The 19,727-nt window shown below is 67.9% G+C and carries 24 protein-coding genes; 10 read left to right on the top strand and 14 right to left on the bottom strand.

Translation table 11 applies throughout. From position 1 onward, the window contains the following. The first annotated feature begins 7 nt into the window (after positions 1–7). A complete protein-coding gene (locus tag NGR01S_RS31640; protein WP_169811968.1) occupies positions 8–238 on the top strand; it encodes a hypothetical protein in 231 nt (76 codons plus the stop codon). A 34-nt stretch (positions 239–272) separates the two neighbouring features. On the opposite strand, the gene NGR01S_RS25445 is transcribed toward NGR01S_RS31640, so the two are convergent. The 9 genes from NGR01S_RS25445 to NGR01S_RS25405 form a co-directional block, all read right to left on the bottom strand. Continuing rightward, on the bottom strand, positions 273–1,229 hold the full coding sequence (locus NGR01S_RS25445; protein ID WP_063041121.1) for an MlaD family protein: 957 nt from the start codon (positions 1,227–1,229) through the stop codon (positions 273–275). Continuing rightward, positions 1,226–2,290, bottom strand: coding sequence for an MlaD family protein (locus tag NGR01S_RS25440; protein WP_084481700.1), 1,065 nt, complete (start codon positions 2,288–2,290; stop codon positions 1,226–1,228). Before NGR01S_RS25440 ends, NGR01S_RS25445 begins: the two co-directional genes overlap by 4 nt. Beyond that, the gene (locus NGR01S_RS25435; protein ID WP_063041244.1) at positions 2,287–3,387 is read right to left on the bottom strand and encodes an MlaD family protein; all 1,101 of its coding nucleotides are present in this window, start codon (positions 3,385–3,387) and stop codon (positions 2,287–2,289) included. The genes NGR01S_RS25440 and NGR01S_RS25435 overlap by 4 nt, the downstream gene beginning before the upstream one ends. After that, positions 3,387–4,457, bottom strand: a complete 1,071-nt coding sequence (locus NGR01S_RS25430; protein WP_063041119.1) for an MlaD family protein — start codon at positions 4,455–4,457, stop codon at positions 3,387–3,389. Before NGR01S_RS25430 ends, NGR01S_RS25435 begins: the two co-directional genes overlap by 1 nt. Beyond that, entirely contained in the window at positions 4,445–5,449 is a 1,005-nt protein-coding gene (locus NGR01S_RS25425) for an MlaD family protein (protein WP_084481699.1), read from the bottom strand. Before NGR01S_RS25425 ends, NGR01S_RS25430 begins: the two co-directional genes overlap by 13 nt. Next, positions 5,446–6,438 carry an MlaD family protein gene (locus tag NGR01S_RS25420; protein ID WP_063041117.1) on the bottom strand — a complete coding sequence of 331 codons (993 nt, stop codon included), beginning with the start codon at positions 6,436–6,438 and terminating at the stop codon, positions 5,446–5,448. The genes NGR01S_RS25425 and NGR01S_RS25420 overlap by 4 nt, the downstream gene beginning before the upstream one ends. 6 nt (positions 6,439–6,444) lie before the next feature. Next, positions 6,445–7,311, bottom strand: coding sequence for an MlaE family ABC transporter permease (locus NGR01S_RS25415; protein ID WP_063041115.1), 867 nt, complete (start codon positions 7,309–7,311; stop codon positions 6,445–6,447). Then, the gene (locus NGR01S_RS25410) at positions 7,311–8,198 is read right to left on the bottom strand and encodes an MlaE family ABC transporter permease (RefSeq protein WP_063041240.1); all 888 of its coding nucleotides are present in this window, start codon (positions 8,196–8,198) and stop codon (positions 7,311–7,313) included. Before NGR01S_RS25410 ends, NGR01S_RS25415 begins: the two co-directional genes overlap by 1 nt. Positions 8,199–8,472: 274 nt before the next feature. Then, entirely contained in the window at positions 8,473–8,868 is a 396-nt protein-coding gene (locus NGR01S_RS25405; RefSeq protein ID WP_063041113.1) for a nitroreductase/quinone reductase family protein, read from the bottom strand. Positions 8,869–9,066: 198 nt separating this feature from the next. Here NGR01S_RS25405 and NGR01S_RS25400 point away from each other — a divergent pair, with 198 nt between their 5' ends. From NGR01S_RS25400 to NGR01S_RS25390, 3 genes are all read left to right on the top strand, one after another. After that, positions 9,067–9,651, top strand: coding sequence for a phosphate signaling complex PhoU family protein (locus NGR01S_RS25400; RefSeq protein ID WP_245664766.1), 585 nt, complete (start codon positions 9,067–9,069; stop codon positions 9,649–9,651). A gap of 563 nt (positions 9,652–10,214) precedes the next feature. Continuing rightward, the gene (locus tag NGR01S_RS25395) at positions 10,215–11,003 is read left to right on the top strand and encodes an HNH endonuclease family protein (protein WP_063041111.1); all 789 of its coding nucleotides are present in this window, start codon (positions 10,215–10,217) and stop codon (positions 11,001–11,003) included. A gap of 35 nt (positions 11,004–11,038) precedes the next feature. Further along, positions 11,039–11,263 (top strand): hypothetical protein, encoded by a 225-nt coding sequence (locus NGR01S_RS25390; protein WP_169811967.1) that lies wholly within the window; start codon positions 11,039–11,041, stop codon positions 11,261–11,263. A 51-nt stretch (positions 11,264–11,314) separates the two neighbouring features. Here the strand turns inward: NGR01S_RS25390 and NGR01S_RS25385 are convergent, their stop codons facing one another. Together NGR01S_RS25385 and NGR01S_RS25380 are read right to left on the bottom strand one after the other, a co-directional pair. Beyond that, positions 11,315–12,523 (bottom strand): FAD-dependent monooxygenase, encoded by a 1,209-nt coding sequence (locus NGR01S_RS25385; RefSeq protein WP_063041107.1) that lies wholly within the window; start codon positions 12,521–12,523, stop codon positions 11,315–11,317. A gap of 229 nt (positions 12,524–12,752) precedes the next feature. Then, positions 12,753–13,412 (bottom strand): PadR family transcriptional regulator, encoded by a 660-nt coding sequence (locus NGR01S_RS25380; protein ID WP_063041105.1) that lies wholly within the window; start codon positions 13,410–13,412, stop codon positions 12,753–12,755. Positions 13,413–13,804: 392 nt separating this feature from the next. Here NGR01S_RS25380 and NGR01S_RS25375 point away from each other — a divergent pair, with 392 nt between their 5' ends. Then, positions 13,805–14,128, top strand: coding sequence for a DUF4288 domain-containing protein (locus NGR01S_RS25375; protein ID WP_063041103.1), 324 nt, complete (start codon positions 13,805–13,807; stop codon positions 14,126–14,128). A gap of 93 nt (positions 14,129–14,221) precedes the next feature. On the opposite strand, the gene NGR01S_RS25370 is transcribed toward NGR01S_RS25375, so the two are convergent. The 3 genes from NGR01S_RS25370 to NGR01S_RS25360 all read right to left on the bottom strand — a co-directional run bounded on the left by NGR01S_RS25370 (position 14,222) and on the right by NGR01S_RS25360 (position 16,526). Next, positions 14,222–14,569, bottom strand: coding sequence for an MmcQ/YjbR family DNA-binding protein (locus tag NGR01S_RS25370; protein ID WP_063041101.1), 348 nt, complete (start codon positions 14,567–14,569; stop codon positions 14,222–14,224). Between the two features lie 103 nt (positions 14,570–14,672). Beyond that, positions 14,673–15,248, bottom strand: coding sequence for a nicotinamidase (locus NGR01S_RS25365; protein WP_063041099.1), 576 nt, complete (start codon positions 15,246–15,248; stop codon positions 14,673–14,675). Positions 15,249–15,275: 27 nt separating this feature from the next. Then, on the bottom strand, positions 15,276–16,526 hold the full coding sequence (locus tag NGR01S_RS25360) for a nicotinate phosphoribosyltransferase (RefSeq protein ID WP_245664776.1): 1,251 nt from the start codon (positions 16,524–16,526) through the stop codon (positions 15,276–15,278). Positions 16,527–16,766: 240 nt separating this feature from the next. Here NGR01S_RS25360 and clpS point away from each other — a divergent pair, with 240 nt between their 5' ends. The 5 genes from clpS (at position 16,767) to NGR01S_RS25335 (ending at position 19,725) form a co-directional block, all read left to right on the top strand. Then, entirely contained in the window at positions 16,767–17,129 is a 363-nt protein-coding gene (gene clpS, locus NGR01S_RS25355; protein WP_063041095.1) for an ATP-dependent Clp protease adapter ClpS, read from the top strand. Between the two features lie 21 nt (positions 17,130–17,150). Continuing rightward, on the top strand, positions 17,151–17,720 hold the full coding sequence (aosR, locus tag NGR01S_RS25350; protein ID WP_063041093.1) for an oxidative stress transcriptional regulator AosR: 570 nt from the start codon (positions 17,151–17,153) through the stop codon (positions 17,718–17,720). After that, positions 17,717–18,778 carry a P1 family peptidase gene (locus tag NGR01S_RS25345; protein WP_063041091.1) on the top strand — a complete coding sequence of 354 codons (1,062 nt, stop codon included), beginning with the start codon at positions 17,717–17,719 and terminating at the stop codon, positions 18,776–18,778. Before aosR ends, NGR01S_RS25345 begins: the two co-directional genes overlap by 4 nt. Positions 18,779–18,973: 195 nt before the next feature. Beyond that, a complete protein-coding gene (locus tag NGR01S_RS25340; protein WP_063041089.1) occupies positions 18,974–19,396 on the top strand; it encodes a M67 family metallopeptidase in 423 nt (140 codons plus the stop codon). A gap of 50 nt (positions 19,397–19,446) precedes the next feature. After that, positions 19,447–19,725, top strand: coding sequence for a MoaD/ThiS family protein (locus NGR01S_RS25335; protein WP_063041087.1), 279 nt, complete (start codon positions 19,447–19,449; stop codon positions 19,723–19,725). The last annotated feature ends 2 nt before the right edge of the window (positions 19,726–19,727 follow it).

The following is a 19,727-nucleotide window of genomic DNA, read 5'->3' as shown; positions in this document are numbered from 1 at the left end:
GACGTTGGTGCCCGGGCTCAAGGAGTTCCGGCAGCAGTTGCTCTCCCGGGAAGGAGCCGAACGGCGGTCCACCCACGATCACGCGCGGATCGTGGCCGCCGTCATCGACAAAGACCACAGTGCGGCACGTAAAGGTGTCGTCGCCCATCTCTGGCCGATGTATGCCGAGGTGGTGGCCGCGGCGACCGGCGGCGGACAGAATCCCACCTACGAGGGCGCGGAAATCTTCGTGGACTGAAACGCCGGACCGTCCCCGAGCCCAGCGCTCGCGGTTACTTCACCCCGACCCGCACTCGCACCGAATCGTCGGTAGTACTCTGCAGTGCCTGGCCGATCAGGGTGCCGATATCGAGTTGCGGCACGGCGCCGTTCAGCGCGTCGGTGAGTGGTACGAGCCCGGGTTGCAGGGCGGCCAGCTCGGGGCCGGCCTCGTCGAGGAACTCGCGCAGGCGCTGAAGCAGCGGGACCAGGCCGTCGTCGCGCAAATACATTTCCGGTGAGCCCTCGGCGCCGGTGAACCGGCCCACCGCTTCGACGAAATCGTCGAGTACTTCGGCGAACCGGGTGAATTCGGTGGCCGCCGCGGAGGTGGCCGGGCCGGACCAGGCGCTGTCCGCGGCGGCGGTCTCGAAATTGTCTAGCAGTTCGGCGATACGCGGTTCCCGAGACATGATCGTGGCCGCCAGCAGATCGGCGGCGCGGGTGAGTTCGGGCAGCACCGCGTCGGTGCCGTGCAGGGCATCGCGCAGGGTCCGCACCAGCGAACCCATGGTCGCCGGATCGAGCTGGTTCATGGTCCGGGTCACCATCCGGGCGGCCTCCGGGATCGACAGCGGGCTGCGCACGTCCTCCGATTCCAGCCGTTGCCCGTCACGCAGGTACGGGCCTGCCCCGGTCCTGGGCGCGAACTGTACATAGGGTTCGCCGAGCGCCGACAGGTGTTCGACGGTGACGACGCTATCGGTGGGCAGGCGATGCGAATCGTCCACCCGGAAACCGACTTCCACTCCGTCGGCGACACGGTCCACGGAGGTCACCCGGCCGACGTCGATACCGGTGAGCAGGACCGGTGAACCGACGCCGAGCCCGCCCGAATCGTCGAGAACCAGGGAGGCGTTCAAGTACTCGGTGAACGGGTCCACACGCACCACACCGAAAGTCAGGTAGCTCGCGCCGAGCACGGTGATGGCCGCGATACCGCCCAGCGAGGCCAGTGGCCCGATCTTCATCGCACGGCTCCGATCATGCGCAGGGTTTCGATGATCCGGTTCACCTGGTCGTCCGCGGACATATCGCCGGCGCGCACCGAGCGCAGGTTCACCTGCGGTCCGTTCTCCACGAACGGGATGACCTTGTCCCGCAGCAATGCGACCAGCAGGTTCAGGTTCGAGGGCTGCCGCAGGTCCAGCGGTCCGCCGGTCACCAGCGGCACCAGTGCCGTCGCGGCCGCGCCGCCCGACCGCGCGAACGGCGCCAGCCAGGTCAGCGATCCGCCCACCGGGCCCAGCCCACCGAAGATCTCGGTCACCCCGGCAATGGATTCGGTGGCGGCGTTCATCTGTCCGACCGACTCCGGGCGCAGGATATTGTCCAGTTCGTCCTGGATCCCGTGCATCACCTCGGCATTCGACGCGACGCCGTACAGCAGCAGGTCCACCTGGTCCAGATGCGCCGCCAGATCCACCGCGTCGGTCGCGAGAACCTGCGCGATCCGCTTCGTCTCCGCCGGATCCTGGGGCAGTACCGAATTGACGCGGTTCACGATGTCCTGCAACTGTCCCACCGATCCGCTGTTCACGAAGAACGCGATGGCGGCCATGGTGTCCTCGAGTTGCACCGGTGGCCGGGTGTGATCCCGGGTGATGGTGTCGCCGGGGCGCAGCAGTGTGCCGTATCCGTCGGGCGGGGTGGTCAGCGCGATATGGATATCGCCGAGCACGGTGTTCTGCCGGAGTTCGGCGACGGTGGTGGCCGGTAGCTCGACCGAATCCTCGACCTCGATATCGACGGCCACGTATCCCGGGCCCGCCGTGTCACCGGGTATCACCTCGACCTTCTCCACATTGCCCACCTGGGCGCCGCCTGCGATCACCTTGGCCCGCGCGGGCAGGTTCAGCACATTGGTGAATTCGATCCGCAACCGGTAGCTGTCCCCCGCGACCGTGGCGCCGGGCACCGGAATATCGGAGGGGTCGAACGCACAGCCCGACACGCCCAGCGCCGCCACCAGGCCGAACGCGGCCAGTCCCCGCCGCAGGCGGGTGATATCCACCGTGATCCGCGCGGTCATCGGGCACCCACCGATCCCAGCACCAGCCGCGTGAGGTCCAGATCGACCATGCCGCCGGCCGCACCGGCGCAGCGGCCGGGCGACATGGCGTTCACCGCCGCGCACACCTGCTCGGCGTTCGCCTGCGGGACGGCCACCCGCGGCGGCGCGTAGGTGAGGCCGGGCGCGCCGGTCGCGGGATCGGTGATCGTCCGGAACGCCGAGACCAGCACCGGCGTGGTGCGCACGATATCGCCGAGTGACCCGACGTTCGCGCGCAGCAGCTTCACCAGCGGCACCAGGCCGTCCAGCGATGCCATGAGCGGATCGCTCAGGATTACGGTGAGATCGCCCAGCACCGGCAGGATTTCGCCCAGCCCTTCGAACAGCGCGATACCGGGGGTGAGCAGTTCGGTGTGCGCCTGGTTCAGGGTCGGAGCCAGCCGGGTGAGCATCAGTTTCAGATCACCCCAGTGCTCGGCCACCTTGTTGGACACCGACGCGTAGGCGTCGAAGATACCGGCCAGGTGGGCGATATCGGCGTCCGGTGATTCCAGGACCCGGCCCAGTTGATCGATCAGATGGTTGATCTGAGGCCCGGTGCCGGCCGAGGCCGTATCGAGCGCGTCCAGCCCACCGGCCAGGGCGTTGGGTCGGGTGTCGGTACCACCGATCTGGTCGGATAGTTCCGCGAGCGCGGTGACGGTCTGGGACAGGCTCTTCGGTGTGAGCGTTTTGGTCACACACTGCCCGGGATCCCATTCGTCGGTGGTCTTCCCGCTCGACAGCAGCGCCAATTCGCGGTCGGCCACTACGGTGTTGGACACCGTAGTGGCCCCGGAATCGGCGTAGAGCGGATGGTCGGCGTCGACCTCGAAGTCGACGCGCACTTTCGCACCCTCCGGCGCGATACCGGTCACCGTACCGACGGCGATACCCCGCATCGAAACCTGATTGCCCTGGTAGAGGCCGATACTGTCCGGCATGAGCGCGCAATACGCGCGGGTCTGCTTCAGCGGTTCGAAGGCGATCACATAGGCCGCCGCCAGCACCAGCACCAGCACCAGCGCACCGGCGATCGACATGAGCGCCGGGGATCCGAGCACTTTCCGCACCATCAGCACGCCTTCCCCGGCAGCGGGACACAGAGGAGCGCACCGGGATCCGGTTCCGGAGCGGTCACCGTGGTCCCCGACCGATCGATCCGCACCCCGCCGTCCGGACCGGTCAGCTCGCGCAGCTTCGCGCCCAGGCTTTGCGCCGAGGCGATCATCGGCTCCAACTGGTCGCCGTACTCCTGCAGGCGGGGCAGGGCGTCGGCCAGCTGCCGGGCCTTCGGCCGCAGGGTGTCGTCCCAGGTCGGCGCCAACGCGCTCACCCGCTGCACCACCGAACTCAGCAGCGCCAGCGCCTGCCGCAGCTCGGCGCGTTTGCCCAGCAGGACCGTTTCCATGAGGTTGACATTGTCCATCAGCCTGCCCAGATCGGTTTTCGCGCCGTCGTACATGGTGACGTACTCGTCCGCGGTCGCGATGGCATTCGACACCTGGGTGCGCTGGCGTTCGATGGCGTCCAGATAACTGCCGACCGTGTCCAGCACGCTGCGCAGCGACTCCGGCGCGGCACCGATGGAGGTGTCGAGCGCGGCGAGATTACGGCGCAGGGTGTCGCCGTCGGTTTCCCGCAGCGGCATGGTGGCGTCCTGGAAGGTTTCCATCAGGCTGTAGGGCAACCGGACCCGGTCGGCGGGAATCGGCTCGTCACCCAGTTCCTCGCTGCCCGCCGGGAACAGCGCCACGTAGTGGCCGCCGACCAGGGTCAGCATCCGGATATCGAGAGAGCTGCGGTCGCCGATGAACACGTCCCGGTCGACGGTGAAACGCATGAGTACGCGGTCCGGTCGCAGATCCAGCGACTTCACCTCGCCCACCGGCACCCCCGCCAGGCGGATGTCGTCGCCGGGTTTCACCGATTGGGCCTCGCCGAGTTCGGCGGTGTAGGTCCGCTTCCCGAGCGGCACCACGTACAGCGTCCCGACCGCGACCGCCAGCACCGCCACCGCGCACACGCCGATCACGCCCAGCCGCAACTGTGTGCGCAGTTTTGTCGGTTCGTCGGTGATCGGCTGGTCGCGGTCGAACCAGCGGCCCAATGCCGCCGTCCAGGTCTCGAGGTTCACCCGTTGCATATCGCCACCCGCTGTCCGCCGACCAGGATCCGCACCGGCGCCGGTACCTCGGCCGTCCCCTTACTGCACTCCGGCCGCAATCCCACCGGGGTCCGGGGGAAGGAGGTGTCCACCGCGGCCAGCAATCCGGGTAGCCGGCCGAAGACGTCGACGGCCTGCTGCGGGTCCGGGAACAGATTCCGGATCATGGCATCGATATCGGGACCCATCTCCGGGCTCAGCCCCGCCGCGGCCAGCAGCCGATCCACCGGTTCGAGCACCGAGGGCGCGCTCATCGCGAAATCGGCCAGCCCGCCGACATTGCGCTGCAACGCCTGGAAGATATCGGTGAGCCGGGCCAGCAGCGGAACCAGATGATAGAGCCGACCGCCCACCCGGTCGGACAGATCCGACATGTTCCGGACCAGGGTGCCGATCACCTGCTGCCGGTCGCCCACGTATTCGCTCAGTGTGCCGATGGCGTCCAGAGCGGGCCCGATACCGGCGCCGTCGCCCTCGATCACCGCAAGCAGGCTCTCGGTCAGCTGGTTGAGAGCCTCCGGCGAGAGGGTGGCGAGCACGGGTTGCAGACCGTTGAACAGGCTGGTCACATCGAACGACGGGATGGTCTGTTCCGGGCCGATGGTCGATCCGGCGGCGAGACGGGTGCCGGCGTTCGGCTGCTGTTGCAGGTCGATATAGCGCTGGCCGGTGAGGTTCTGGTACCGGATGGCCAGGGTGCTGTTGTCGTAGACCGGGGTTTCGGTGGTGACGGTCAGGCGGATTTTCGCCCGATCGCCCTCCAGGGTCACGGCCTCCACCTTGCCGACCTGCACCCCGAACATCCGGACGTCGTCACCGGTCTTCAGGCCGTTGGCATCGGTGAACAGCGCGTGATGGGTTTCGGTCTCGCCGTCCACGGGTCGTTCGATGGCACCGATCACCAAGGCCAGCACCACGCCCATCACCCCGGCGAACAGGGCCAGCCGCCAGGCGGCGCGGCGGGCGGTCACCGCGCGCCTCCCAGCTGCACGTCCAGGTCGAGCACCGGGCCGTCGGGGCCGTCCTCGAAAGCGAGTCCGAGGCGGGTCAGCAGCGTGCGCAGATCGGCGGCGGACTGTTGCGGGTCCGGCACCGCCAGCGCCAGCAGGTTCAGGGTCGGCGCGAGCATATCGGTGTACCCGGACAGCTGCCCGCCGCTGTGTGCGGTGGCGGCCAGGCTCGGCAGGATATCGCCGGTGAGCGCCTGCACGCCCGCGTCGTAATCGGCGCGATCGGCGCGCAGCACATCGATATCGACAATCTGGTCGAGCACCTCGATGGTGGCGCCGGCGAACCGGCCGCCGCCCTCGAATGCCGGACCCAGCCGCCCGACCAGTTCGTTCGCCGGCATGGACTGATGGTCGGCGATCACCCGGCCCGCGGTGATCAGCGCCTCGGCCAGCGGAGTGAACGCCTTCACATCGGCGGCCGCCTGCGAGATCACCATGGCCATATCGGGCGTGAACACCGTGGCACCGGTCTGTGAGAGGCTGCGCAGCAGCGCGCCCATGGTCGCGTCGTAGACCTCGGCGGCCCGGCGGCCGGTCAGATCGACCACCGCACCGGATTCCAGCGGCGTGCCACCGGCACCCGGCCGCAGTTCGATCTCGCTGATACCGAACAGGTTGGCGGGCGCGTAGTCGACCAGCATGCTGTCGTCGATGCCGTGCAGGCGGTCGCGGTCCAGCCGCAGCCCGATCTCCTGGGTGCCCCGGCCGGCGGGCGCGATGTCGGTGACCGAACCGACCTGGACGCCGTCGATGCGCACCAGCGTGCCGGCCACGACACCGTCCCCGATCTGTTCGGTGCGCAGCGCGATCCGCAATCCGTCGTCCGCGGTCAGCGCCCGGTACCCGTAACCGGCCAGGGCGAGCACCACCACGACCGCGACCACGACCGCGCCGACCCGCCGCGCACTGCGCGGATCGGCGGCGACCCCGGGCATTCCGTACTTCGGCATCTGTCCCTATCCCGTGAAGCTGATCGCCGAGTCGAATCCCCACAGCAGAAGGGTCAGCACCATGTCGAGGGCGATGATGGCGACGAAACTGGCGCGCACGGCCCGGCCCGAGGCGATACCGACACCTTCGGGACCGCCGGTGGCGAAGAAGCCGTAATAGCTGTGCACACAGATCACCACAGTGCCGAAGACGGCGACCTTCACCGTCGCCGCGACGATGTCGAATCCGGCGATGAACTGGAAGAAGTAGTGGTCGTAGACGCCGGCGGACTGGCCGTGCACCAGGGTGATCAGGCCGCGGCAGGCGAAATACGAACCGATCAGCGCGATCAGGAAGGTCGGCACGATGGCGATCGCCCCGGCGATGACCCGGGTGGTCACCACGAACGGTACCGACCGCAGGCCCAGTGCCTCGATGGCGTCGATCTCCTCGGAAATCCGCATGGAACCGATCTCCGCGGTGATCCGGCAGCCGGCCTGCGCGGCGAATCCCACCGCGGCGGCGATGGGGGCCAGCTCACGCGTGGTCGCGAAGGCCGAGACGATACCGGTGACGGGGCCCATACCCAGCATGTCCAGGGTGGCGAACGATTCCACGCCGATCGACGCGCCGATCACCAGACCCAGCACGATCATCATGGGCACGGTCCCGCCGCCGACGATCACCGAACCGCGGCCCCAGGTCATATTGGTGATGACACGCAGGGTCTCGCCCCGATAGCGCTTCAGTGCCAGCGGGATCGAGGACAGCACCTGCCAGCAGAACACCACCACGAAGCCGAGCGAATCGACCGCCCCCAGGATCCGGCTGCCACGCCGGAAGTACCGCGCCGGCAGGCCGAACCCTTTCGGGGCGTAGGAGGTCGCGGCCATCACGCCAGCCTGGTCGGGAGGAACATGGCGGTCACCTGGGTCACTGCCAGGTTCACGATGACGATCGACACCACCGACAGCACCACCGCGGCGTTCACCGCGTCGGCGACACCACGCGGCCCGCCCTTGGCCTCCAGACCGCGCTGGCAGGCGATGATCACCACCAGGAATCCGAAGATGAGTGCCTTGAGCAGCGAGACCCAGACGTCGGCGGCGGTGGTGAAGGAACCGAAGGTCGCCCAGTAGGAGCCGGGTGTCACGCCCTGGCCGCCGATCGCGACCAGGTATCCGGCGATGACACCGACGAAGATCACCAGGATATTGAGCAGCGGCGCCGCCAGCAGCATCGCCACCATCCGCGGGATGACCAGCCGGTGCACCGGGCTGATCCCCATGGTGCGCAGGGCGTCGATCTCCTCGCGGATCGTCCGGGCGCCGAGATCGGCCGCGATGGCCGCGGCCCCCGCACCGCCGAGCAGGAATCCAGTGGCCATGGGCGCGCCCTGTTTGATGACGCCGAGGCCGCCGGTGGCGCCGAGCAGGGAATCGGCGCCGAGGTTGTGGATGAGATTGCCGACCTGCACCGAGACGATCACCCCGAACGGGATCGCCATCAGGATCGCCGGGAAGGCGGTGACCGTGACCAGCCGCCACGCCTGGATCAGCATCTCCTGCCATTGGAACCGGCCGCGCACCACATCCGACGCCGCACCGGTGACCGATTCCCGGGCCATACCGACCGCGCGACCGAAGGTACGCAGCGAGGACACAATGGTGCCCGAGAAATTGTGCTGGACGATTTCTCGCGCGGAAGGTTTTCGCGAAAGCTCCGCGGAATCGGATCGGGCCACGGAATCGATCGCCGCGGTCTGGCGCTCGGAGTTCATGGCCGAGTTCCGGCTGCCGCTCTCGCGGGACGGATTGTTGCGAAATTCATGCGTGTGGTCTCTCCGGTCCGGCATCGATGCCAACGGAGAGGAAGCTAATCGTTACGCAGGGTGACGGACAAATCCGCCCCGGTGTGACAGTGGACACGGCCAAGCCGCCACACGCATCAATTTTCGAAGATGCCGCCATCCGTCACCGCAAAATCCGGAAAGAACAAGAACGCGTTTCGCCGACGATAACCGGTGCGATTCGCACAAAAGCCGGCGAATATCCTCAGCCGTCCAAATCGACGCGAATCGTCAGCAGATCCGTACCCATGACCCGCACCACGGCGCTGTTGCCACGCGGTAACGAAGCCAACCTGCGCACCGGGTCGTCATCGGGCAGCGGGTGCGCGGTGCCGGGCAGCCATTCGCCGTGCAATCGCACCCGGACCCGGTTGTCTGCGCGAATATTGCGCACATAATCCGAGCGGTCACCGAACTCGGAAACGAACCAGAATTCGTCTCCGATCCGCCGGCCGCCGACCGGTACGACCCGGGGCTCCCCACTGACCCGGCCGGTGGTCTCCAATAACTGCTGCGCCGACCGCTTCCGGTTCAGCGGATTGGCCACATACCGCTGGAAAGTGGTGGCAATACGATGTTTGATACGCCGCCTATCGGTCATGTGGCGACGGTAACACCGGACACCCCCGATCCACCCGCCGAACAACGGCCGAACGAATCGTCGGTTCATTCGACCGAGCGCGCGCCATGGGCGACAATTCCCCCGTGCGAACTCAGTTCACCAACGAGCTCGTCGCGTTGACCGCGGATCTGACCCAGATGTGCCGTATCACCCACGAAGCGGCCGAACGTGTGACCGATGCCGTCGTCGGGGCCGACCTCGCCGCGACCTACGAGGTCTTCCGCCCTCGACGAACGACTCCAGACGATGTACGGCGCGTGCGAGGCGCGCACCGTCGTACTCCTGGCGCTACAGGCCCCGGTCGCGCGCGATCTACGCCATGTGGTGACCGCGATCCAGATCGCCGGTGAACTGTCCCGGATCGGCCGACTGTTCAGCCGGGTGGCCGACCAGGTGTACCGGACCCATCCGGACCCCATCGCCCCGCCGCCGATTCTCGACGTGCTGGCACAGATGGCCGACCTCGCCGCCGAATGCACCGCCCGGGCCCTGCGCGCCGTCACCCGCGGCCGGCACACCACCACCGATGACACCGGCGTGGACATCATGCAGACGCTGAACCGGAACCTGCACAGCGCACTCTCCTCGACCGGGGACGCCGACACCGAAACCACGATCACGCTGGCCCTCATCGGTCACAAACTGACCCGGACCCTGGACCACACCGAGCGTATCGAGCGGTTGATCCATTTCCTGGACACCGGTGTGCCACCGACCGCCCAGGTCCGCGCCGACGACGGGGCCGCCGATATCGCGGAATGACGCAGCGGCCCACCGCTGCCACCCCGCTCGCTCCCAATCATGGGAATTCCCTATGCTTTTCACCTGACGGCGGATCGGCGTAACCCCGGTGCCGGAATACCGGCCACCTGCCGGACACCTACAGCTTCATATCGAGAACCGGCCGGATCGCATCCGGCCCCCAGAACGTCACGGCGAGCGTACCGGTGCGGAAAGACCTCGGGTCTCCCCCTCATCAAGCCCCGCGGTGCGTCGTGACCGCCGGTCCGGACAACCGGCCCGCGACCCGCGCCGGATTCAGCGCCCTCGCTCGTGACACGCCCACCCCCGAGTCGGCGCCGGCACGGCGACTCGGGGGTGGTGCCCTTCCAGACGGAAGAGGAATACCCCGCTCCCCCATCGGGTACTCCCGCCCAGGTATGCCGAATCTCACACCGGGCAGTAGCTTTCGGTTAGCTGACCGGCCGGTAGCTTGACGCTCGGCACATCCCGGTACCTCGGCAAGGAATCTCGTTGAAGCGCACAACATATGAACACGAAGCGGGCCGCGCGCCCCTCGCCCATCGATTCGCGGAGGTCCGGCGATGAACTCGCTGCTTTCTGCCCTGCCCGCTCCGGCCCGCAGGCTCGCCGCCCTCGTCGTCCCCGTACTGATCGCGATTGTCCTGGTCGCGGGCTTTCTCCTACAGGGCTGCAGTCCCAGCCCGACCGATCCCGCCGCCGGCGCCGCGAAATCGGTCGCCGGTACCGCCGCCGAAATCCGGTCCGCACTCGACAAGCTGCCGGTGCAGGCCGAGGTCGGGATGGCCGGGTACAGCCGGGATAAGTTCCCGCACTGGGACAACAACGAGCCCGAACACGGCTTCGGCCCGGAATTCGCTCAGTACCTCAAATGCACCACCCGCGAGGTGATGATGCTGCGCGATGCCACCGGCGAGGTCACCCTGGACCCGAAGACCTGCGATCTGAAGATCGGCACAGGTGGCGGCTGGCAGGACGCCTACGGCGTCATGGACCGCAAGACCGGGCAGCTCAAGCCCTACAAGTTCATCGTCGAGGCCAAGAGCGTCGACGCCGAGCACATCGTGCCGCTCGCCGAGGCCTGGCGTTCGGGCGCCAAGGATCTCGACACCGACACCCGGCGCCGGATCGCCAACGACGCGCTGAACCTCATCGCCTCCGATCCGTCGGCGAACCGTTCCAAGGGCGATCAGGACGCGGCGCACTATCTGCCGCCGGGAAGTTTCCGGTGTGGCTATGTCTCGCATTATGTCCAGGTCAAGCTAAAGTACGGCCTGAGCGTTGACCCAGAGGAACAGACCGCACTGCGCACCGCGGTGAACGACTGCGTCGAACGGGGTGAGTTCAAATAGCCGAAGTCATCGAGTTACCCGCCTCGGCCGCGGTGATGACCCGGGAAGCCGGCACCATCTCCGGCGATCTCGACATCACCATCGATCCCGAGGGATTCGGTCTCGTCCGCTACCGGGACACCGACGACTGGTACACGATCGGCAATCTGGACGACGACGAGCCGCGCACCTGGAAATCGGTCGCGGAGCTCGAGGAAGCGATAGCGGAGGGTATCGGGGCTCGCGACGCCGCGGGAAATACGATCCCCTTCGAATGCTGACGCCCGTCCGAACGGCCCGGCGGCGAGACACCCTCGCCGCCGGGCCGTCGGTTACCGAACCGAGGCCGGGGCGCGGTGCACCGGCTCGTCCCAGGTGATCCGATAACGCTGCTCGATGGCGACCGTCTTCTCCGGTTTCATCACCGTGCGGGCCAGCACGGGCATCAGCCACCGCATCATCTTGCGCGCCACCGGTCCGGGTGTCTTGCTGTGGTTGATCTTCGCCGCGCGAGCGGCCACATCTTCCACCCGGGCGCGGCGCAGCGATTCGTAGGCCGCGAACGCGTCGGCCGGTTCGGGAATGTCCCGCAGGCACCGAGCCAGTTCGATCGCGCTCTCGATCGCCAGCGACGCACCCTGACCGGAACTGTTCGACGGCGCGTGCACCGCGTCGCCCACCAGCACCATTCGCCCCCGGTGCCAGTGCGGCACCGGCGGCATGATGTGCAACGCCCCCACGGTTTCCAGCTGGTCGGCGGTGGTGGCCCGGGCCAGTTGACCACCCGGGGCGTCGTCACCGTAGGTTTCGCGCAACACCTCCAGCCAGTGTTCGGCGGGGATCCGGCGCGCGTCGGTGAGCGAGAGATATTCCTTGCTGGGCAGGTTCGCTCCCCAGCCGATCCGGCCGGGACCGGCACTCCAGTACAGGTAGTAGGCCTGGGAGCCGTAGGCGAAAACGATGGTGTCGGGTTCGATATCGACCGCGCAGTCCACGGTCGCGCCGAACCCGAGCATCCCGGTGTATTCGGGGCCCGGCGCCGCCGGATCGATGAGCCCGCGCACGGTGGAGCGGATACCGTCCGCGCCGATGAGTACATCGGCGGTGGCGGTGCTGCCGTCGGTGAACCGGGCGAGCACGCCGTCGGCGGTTTGCTCCGCCGATTCCAGCCGCTTACCGAATTCGACCGGCACCCCGGCGGCGACCGCCCGCTCGTGCAGGATCCGGTGCAGTCCGCCACGATCGACCAGTTGCAGTGGCGGCTGATCCCCCAGCACGGGCATGGACAGCAACTTTCCGCCGACCGACAGTGCCATCCGCGGAACCGGTACCGCGATATCGCGGACCGCGTCGCCTGCTCCGATCACATCCAGGGCGGCGACACCGTTCGGTGCCAGAGCCAGGCCGCTGCCGATCGTGTACGTGGGGCTCGGGTGGGCCTCGTAGACGCGGGCCGCGATACCCGCTTTGCGCAGTGCGGTGGCCATCACGGGCCCCGCGATTCCGCCGCCGATCACCAGGGCGGTCGCTGTTGCGGACATGGGAGTACTCCTCGGGAGTTCGAATCGATGCCGCCGACCCGCGGCGGCACGGTCCGAAACCCTCGTGGTCCGGACCGTTTCCTTGCCGAACCACCCCGTCGTCCACCCACCCGGTTATCCTGTGTTCTGCCAAACTCGTGGCCGGGTGTGCGTCCGCGCGGGCACGGTCCGAGACGGTGATCCGAGCTCGATGGTGGTGTTGCCGCACCTCCATCGGGCCCGGTTGGTTTCACTGATCCGTCGTGCTATCAGCCCCCTCCACGTAGGCGCGTGCACGCGCGCTGTCCACGCCCGGCCCGCTCCGGTGCCAGGCCCGCCATTCCGCCAGATCGGGAAAGGTGCCCTCGATCAGCTCGGTGCGCAACGCCCTGGTCCACTCCGCTTCGGCCTCGAGCACGGCGAGCCCGTACTCGGATTCGATCAGGAAGAGCCGGGGCAGCGTACCGGCGAGTTCGGCGAACTCCGTGCGCACCTGCGCGATCTGCTCGTCCAGCGCGGCCAGCCGACGGCCCAGCAGTTCGGCCACATCCTCCGGCGGCAGCACCGCCAGAATCGACAGACCCGCGACGAACCGGCCGCGCTCGGGTTCCGGTTCCGCGATCAGCTCCCGGGTCCAGTCGACGAGTTCGCGACGTCCGGCCGCGGTGATCCGATAGATCACCCGCTCCGGCCGCGCCCCCTCGCGCTCACTACCCACCACCTCGAGAAAACCGGCCTTCGCCAGGTTCTGCACAACCGTGTACAGCGATCCCCACTTGATATCGATGTCCCGGTCTTTGCCGTACTCACGCAGCCGCGCCGCGATCTGATACCGGTGCATGGCTTCGTCCTGCATCACCGCGAGCACCGCAAGCGCGAGCAGATTGCCCACTTTGCGCTTCTTCGCCATACACCCTCCTCACTCGCCCACGAATATACGTGCGCGAGTATATGGACGGCAAGTTCGAACCGGACATCGCGTGCCGACCAACTGTGAGGCGCCGCTCTAGATGTCCAGCAACGCTCCGACATGCCGGCGCGCGCCGGCCATCGAGTCACCGTGCTCACGGATCCGGTTCTGATACATCCGCACCGCCCGAGCACGGGCCTCCTCGTCGAACTTCCCTGGTGCTCCCTCCCTGCATCTCGCGATGCCGTAGGAGTGGGATTCGCCAGAAGTTCCCGTCTGAGCTGCTCGAGTCGACCCTGGGCGACATCAAAGGCGGCAGCAGCGCGGTCCAGAAGAAGGGTTGGAAGCTGATGAACGACAATCGGTTCAAAAAGTAAGGCAAGGAGTGCTCAGTGGCCAAGAGCCCCTACATCGCCATCACACTGTTCGAGTTCACCTCCGACGATCCGGACTACGTGCCCCTGTACAGAGAGGATGTAACCCTTCTGTACGCGGACACCGAAGCGGAAGCGCGAGAACTCGCCGAGAAGAACTTCCGGAGCGACGCGGAGACCTACAAGAACGAAGCCGGCTACAACGTGACCGTCACTCCGACGGCAGTGATCGACGTCGTGGCCGCATTGATCGACGACCTGGCCGAGGGCGGTGGCCTGTACTCACGCCACTTCTATGACTTCGAGTCCTACTCGAAGTGGGAGCCAATGCTCGACGACTGAGTTTCCGACAATCCCGTGATGACTATCGGTCGTCGACCGGTTTACGACCACCGCCCAGTTGCCGACAGGTAGCACGCCCTGGACACCTCGGTCCTATGAAACCCCCATCGCCCCCGCCGCGAGGTTCTCCGGCGCCGCCAACCGCCATGAATCCAGCACGATATCCCGCATTTCGTCCAGGTCGTCAAGTGCCGCGAGCCGTACCCGGACCCACGGGTTGCCGGCCTCGTGCCCGGCAATCCAGAACTTGTCCGGTTCGGCCTGCACCAGTTCGTCCCGGTCGACGATCGGGCAACGCACCGCCATGGAGGTCTCGTCCTCGGGCAGGGTGAGGAACAGCCGGCGCTCCACCTTGAAGATCGGCATACCCCAGGCGAACTCTTCGGTCGTGGCCGGGAGGGCCAGGGCATAGGAGCGGACATCGTCCCCGGTGGCGGTCATGACCGTGATTCTGCCCGGCGCCGGTGACAAGTTCACCCGCCGTCAAACCTTTCGCCCCTTCGGTCTTCGGCTGCCGCGGCAGCCGAAGACCGTGACATCGGCCTCAGGCGTCGGCCCCGACCACGGCTCCGGAGAGTTCGACCCCCGCCCCGTTCAGTTCGTCCAGAGCTTTCGCGACGGTCGCCGGTGCGACCCCGGCGGTGAGGCCGAGCAGGATCCGTGTGGTGAAACCGGCGGTGACGGCGTCCAGCGCAGTAGCCCGAACGCAGTGGTCGGTGGCGATACCCGCGATATCGACCGCGCCGATATCGCGGGCGCGTAGCCACTCGGTCAGCGTTTCCCCGGCCGTCGAGGCACCCTCGAACCCCGAGTAGGCGGCCGAATACTCGCCCTTGGAGAAGACCTCCTGCACGGCGGCGGTAGCGAGATTCGGGTGGAAATCGGCGCCCGGGGTGCCGACCCGGCAGTGCGGCGGCCAGCTGTCCACATAGTCGGGTGTCTCGGAGAAATGGGCGCCCGGGTCGATGTGGTAATCGCGGGTGGCCACCACCGCGTCGTACCGGTTCTCGGCCAGATATTCGCTGATCAACTCCGCGACGCGGGCGCCACCCGATACGGCAAGCGAACCGCCCTCGCAGAAATCGTTCTGCACATCCACCACGATCAGCGCGCGTTTCATAGTTCCAGTCTCCTCGCGTACGCCCGGTCAGACCAGGAATGTAGTCGCAATCGCCGGGTCACCGACGGACAGTTTGAGTCCCTCCCACGGCAGACTCACCAAGCCGCGGGCGACGAGATCCCGGGATTCGGCCAGCCCGGGCAGGTCCGCTACCGCACCACCGCGCACCAGGGGAACCGACAGATCGCGCACCTCGTATCCGTCGGGCGCCGGCCGGTCGGCGGTCGCGAGGTACACGATCTCCTCCACGATGGTGCCGGTGCCACGGGCCAGGCGCACCGCGCGTTTGGCGCCACCGCGCGATTCCTTGTGGCTGGACCGTTTGGCCACCGGCACCCCCTCGACCTCGACCAGCTTGTAGACCATTCCGGCGGTCGGCGCCCCGGAACCGGTGACCAGCTGGGTGCCGACCCCGTAGGCATCCACCGGTTCGGCGCGCAGCGCCGCGATGGCGTACTCGTCCAGGTCCCCGGATACGACGATCCGGGTTTTCACCGCGCCCAGGTCGTCCAGTTGCCGGCGCACCTGCCGGGCCAGGACGCCGAGATCACCGGAGTCGATACGCACCGCGCCCAGGTCCGGCCCCGCGACCTCGACCGCGAGCGCGACGCCGCGGGTGATGTCGAAGGTGTCGACCAGCAGGGTGGTGCCGGTGCCGTGCGCCGCCACCTGACTGCGGAATGCCTCGATCTCGTGTTCGCCGTCGGCACCGCTGTGTACCAAGGTGAACGCGTGCGCACTGGTGCCCGCGCCGGGCACACCGTAGCGGCGGACCGCCTCCAGATTGGAGGTCGCGTGGAAACCGGCCAGGTAGGCCGCCCGCGCACTGGCGGGTGCGGCCTGCTCGTGGGTGCGCCGCGAACCCATCTCGATCATCCGGCGCCCGTCGGCGGCGCTCACCATCCGGGCGGCCGCGGCGGCGATCGCGCTGTCGTGGTTGAACACCGACAGGGCCAGCGTCTCGAGCACCACGCATTCGGCGAAGGTTCCGGTCACCGAGAGGATGGGCGAACCCGGGAAGTACAGCTCCCCTTCCGGATAGCCGTCGATATCGCCGGTGAACCGGTAATCGCGCAACCAGGCGATGGTATCCGCGTCCAGGAACCCGGCGGCGACCTCCAGCTCCGCCTCGCCGAACCGGAATCGGTCCAGCGCATCGAGGAAACGGCCGGTACCTGCCACGACGCCGTATCTGCGACCGTGCGGCAAACGCCGGGCGAACACTTCGAAGGTGCACCGCCGCGCCGCGGAACCGTCGGCGAGAGCGGCGGCCAGCATGGTGAGCTCGTATTGGTCGGTCAGCAGAGCGGTGCTACCGGCCGCGTCGCGCAGGTCCACGGGTGTCACTGTAAACAGCCCGTGCGCGCCCCGGCGAAGGCCGCCGGAGGCAGCGCCGGGCGCCGGACCCGCACGGCGGTGTCGCGCGGGGCGTCCCCGGCACCCCGGCAGGCCCGGACGGTCGGCATCGTTGCTGCTCCGGGTGTTGTGAATTACTCCACGCGTCGTACTCTTGAATTCATGGCCTTGTGCAACACCGCACCCCGCTCATCGACGACAGAGGTCCTCCTCGGCACCTCGGGTGTCACGTTGTCGGCGGCTCAGGCGACACCGGAGGCCGTGGAGTACACCGAGATCCTCGAGGCCGAGGATCGGCCGTGGGTCACCGTGGTCTGGGACGATCCGGTCAACCTCATGCACTACGTCGCCTACATCTTCCAGAAGCTGTTCGGCTACAGCAAAGCCAAGGCGACCGAGCTGATGCTCAAGGTGCACAACGAGGGCAAAGCGGTCGTATCGTCGGGATCGCGGGACAAAATGGAACAGGATGTCCGCCGCCTGCACGCGGCAGGCCTGTGGGCCACCATGCAACGAGACGACTGATCGGACGGTTACCGTAGCGACGTGCGTAAATGGAGCCGGAAGAACTCATTGAGCGGTCTCAAACTGCGGTCGGAGATGGATGCGCGTGAAGCCAGCGTGCTGCGCTCGCTGGTCGGAGCGGTTTCGGGTCTGCTGGGTGAACGCGCATCGTCGGCCCCCGAGGACGAGCTCGCCGCTCTCACCGGTCTGCGCAGCGGCAACACCACGCCGCCCGACGACCCGCGACTGGCCCGGCTGCTGCCCGAATTCCATCGGGCCGAACCGGGCTCCCCCGATGCCGAACGAGCCGATCTGAACAGCGCGCTGCGCGGACTGCACGAGCCGGAGATCATCGATGCGAAACTGGCCGCCGCCGGAGTGGTGCTGAACACCCTCCCCGAGGACGGCGGCAAGATCGTGATCACTCCGGAAGAGGCCGATTCCTGGCTCACCGCGCTCACCGATGTCCGGCTGGCCCTCGGCGTGGTGCTGGAAATCGACGCCGGCACGCCCGAGCAGTTCCCGCCCGACGATCCGCGCGCGCCCCATCTGGACGTCTATCACTGGCTCACCTGGATGCAGGACTCTCTGCTGCAGGCAATGGCCCCGTGACCGCCGCGCCCGGCGCGCGGAACGCGCTCACCGATGTGACGGGTCTGCTCGTCGGCCACCACGAGGTACTCGACCCGGACGCGACCCGCGGCTCCGGTGCGGCCACCGGCTGCACCGTGGTGCGCGCGCCGGGCGGCGCGGTCGCCGCGGTGGATGTCCGCGGCGGCGGCCCCGGCACCCGGGAGACCGATCTGCTCGATCCCGCGAACACGGTCCGGCAGGTACACGCGATCCTGCTCAGCGGCGGCAGCGCCTACGGACTGGCCGCCGCGGACGGGGTCATGCGCTGGCTGGAGGAACACGGCGAAGGGCTGCCCATGTCGCCCGAGGACCCCGCCCGCGTGGTCCCGATCGTGCCCGGCGCCGTGATCTTCGACCTTCCGGTCGGCGATTGGAACACCCGCCCCACCGCCGCATTCGGTTATCACGCGGCCGACGCCGCCGGACCCGATTTCCTGCGCGGTTGCGTAGGCGCCGGGACCGGGGCCCAGGCAGGCGCGCTCAAAGGCGGTATCGGTAGCGCCAGTATCCGGTTCGACGAGGGCATCGCCGCCGGACTCACGGTGGGCGCGCTGGTCGTCGCCAACCCCGTCGGATCGGTGTTCGACCCCCGCACCGGCATACCGTGGGGCGCGGGTACCGACGGACCCGAGTACTTCGGCCTACGTCCCGGTACGGCGGAGGAACTCGCGGCCGCGAACGCGCTGGCGGTGAAGGGAACCGTCCTCAACACCACGATCGGCGTGGTCGCCACCGATGCCCCCCTGGATCCGGCCGGCTGCCGCCGACTGGCCACGGTCGCCCACGACGGTTTGGCCCGGGCGGTCCGCCCGGCCCATTCCCCGCTCGACGGGGACACCTTCTTCGCGCTGGCCACCGGCACCGCGACACCGCCGGAGGGGCCCCGCCTGCCTGCCGCGTTCCCGGCCGATCTGGCGGTGCTCGACGCGCTGGGCACCGCGGCGGCGGTCTGCGTCGAACGCGCGGTGGTCGACGCCATCCGCACCGCCCACTCCGTGGCCGGCATCCCGGCGTACAGCGACCTGTTCGGTGCCTGATCGCCGCCCCCCCGGGGCGGCGGGCCGGAGCCCCGGTGACCCCTGCCGCGACGGTGACCCGTCCCGGATCACGCGGAGGTGCGCGCGGCGCGAACAGGGGGCCGTGTGGGGTGCCGGGAATACCCGAATATCCTCGGCAGTTGTCGGCTGTGACCGGTCGGTGATGGCCGTGCCAAGAGTTGGAAGGGTTCGATTGTGCTCGTGATCAGGGCCGACCTGGTGGATGCGATGGTCGCGCACGCGCGCGCCGACCATCCCGACGAGGCCTGCGGCATCATCGCGGGGCGCGAAGGGTCGGACCGGCCCGAGCGTTTCGTCGCCATGATGAACGCGGAGCGGTCGCCTACCTTCTACCGTTTCGATTCCGGCGAACAGTTGAAGGTCTGGCGGGCCATGGACGACGCCGACGAGGAGCCGGTGGTGATCTACCACTCGCATACCGCGACCGAGGCCTATCCGAGCCGTACCGATATCTCCTACGCCTCCGAGCCCGGCGCCCACTACGTGCTGATCTCCACCCGCGACGCCGCGCGGCACGAGCTGCGCAGCTACCGGATCGTCGACGGCGAGGTCACCGAGGAGCCGGTACAGATCGTCGAGGCGTACGAAACCGCCTGACCGCCAAAGTTTTCCGACCCACACACCGAGTACTAGCGAGGAGCAGCACCATGCCGGTCACCGTGTCCATCCCGACCATCATGCGTACCCACACCGGAGGCGAGAAGCGCGTCGCGGCCGAGGGGTCCACACTCGCCGCGGTGATCGAGAACCTCGAGGCCAACCACCCGGGACTGGCCGAGCGGCTACTCAACGAAGGCAAGCTGAACCGGTACGTCAATATCTATGTCGACGACGAGGATGTGCGGTTCTCCGGCGGCCTGGAAACCACCGTGGGCGAGGGATCGACCGTAACGATCCTGCCGGCCGTCGCGGGCGGGGCCCGATAATT

The sequence above is a fragment of the Nocardia grenadensis NBRC 108939 genome, assembly GCF_001613445.1.
Lineage (GTDB): Bacteria > Actinomycetota > Actinomycetes > Mycobacteriales > Mycobacteriaceae > Nocardia > Nocardia grenadensis.
The sequence above is the reverse complement of the archived record's forward strand: the minus strand, read 5'-3'. Positions and strand labels throughout refer to the sequence as shown.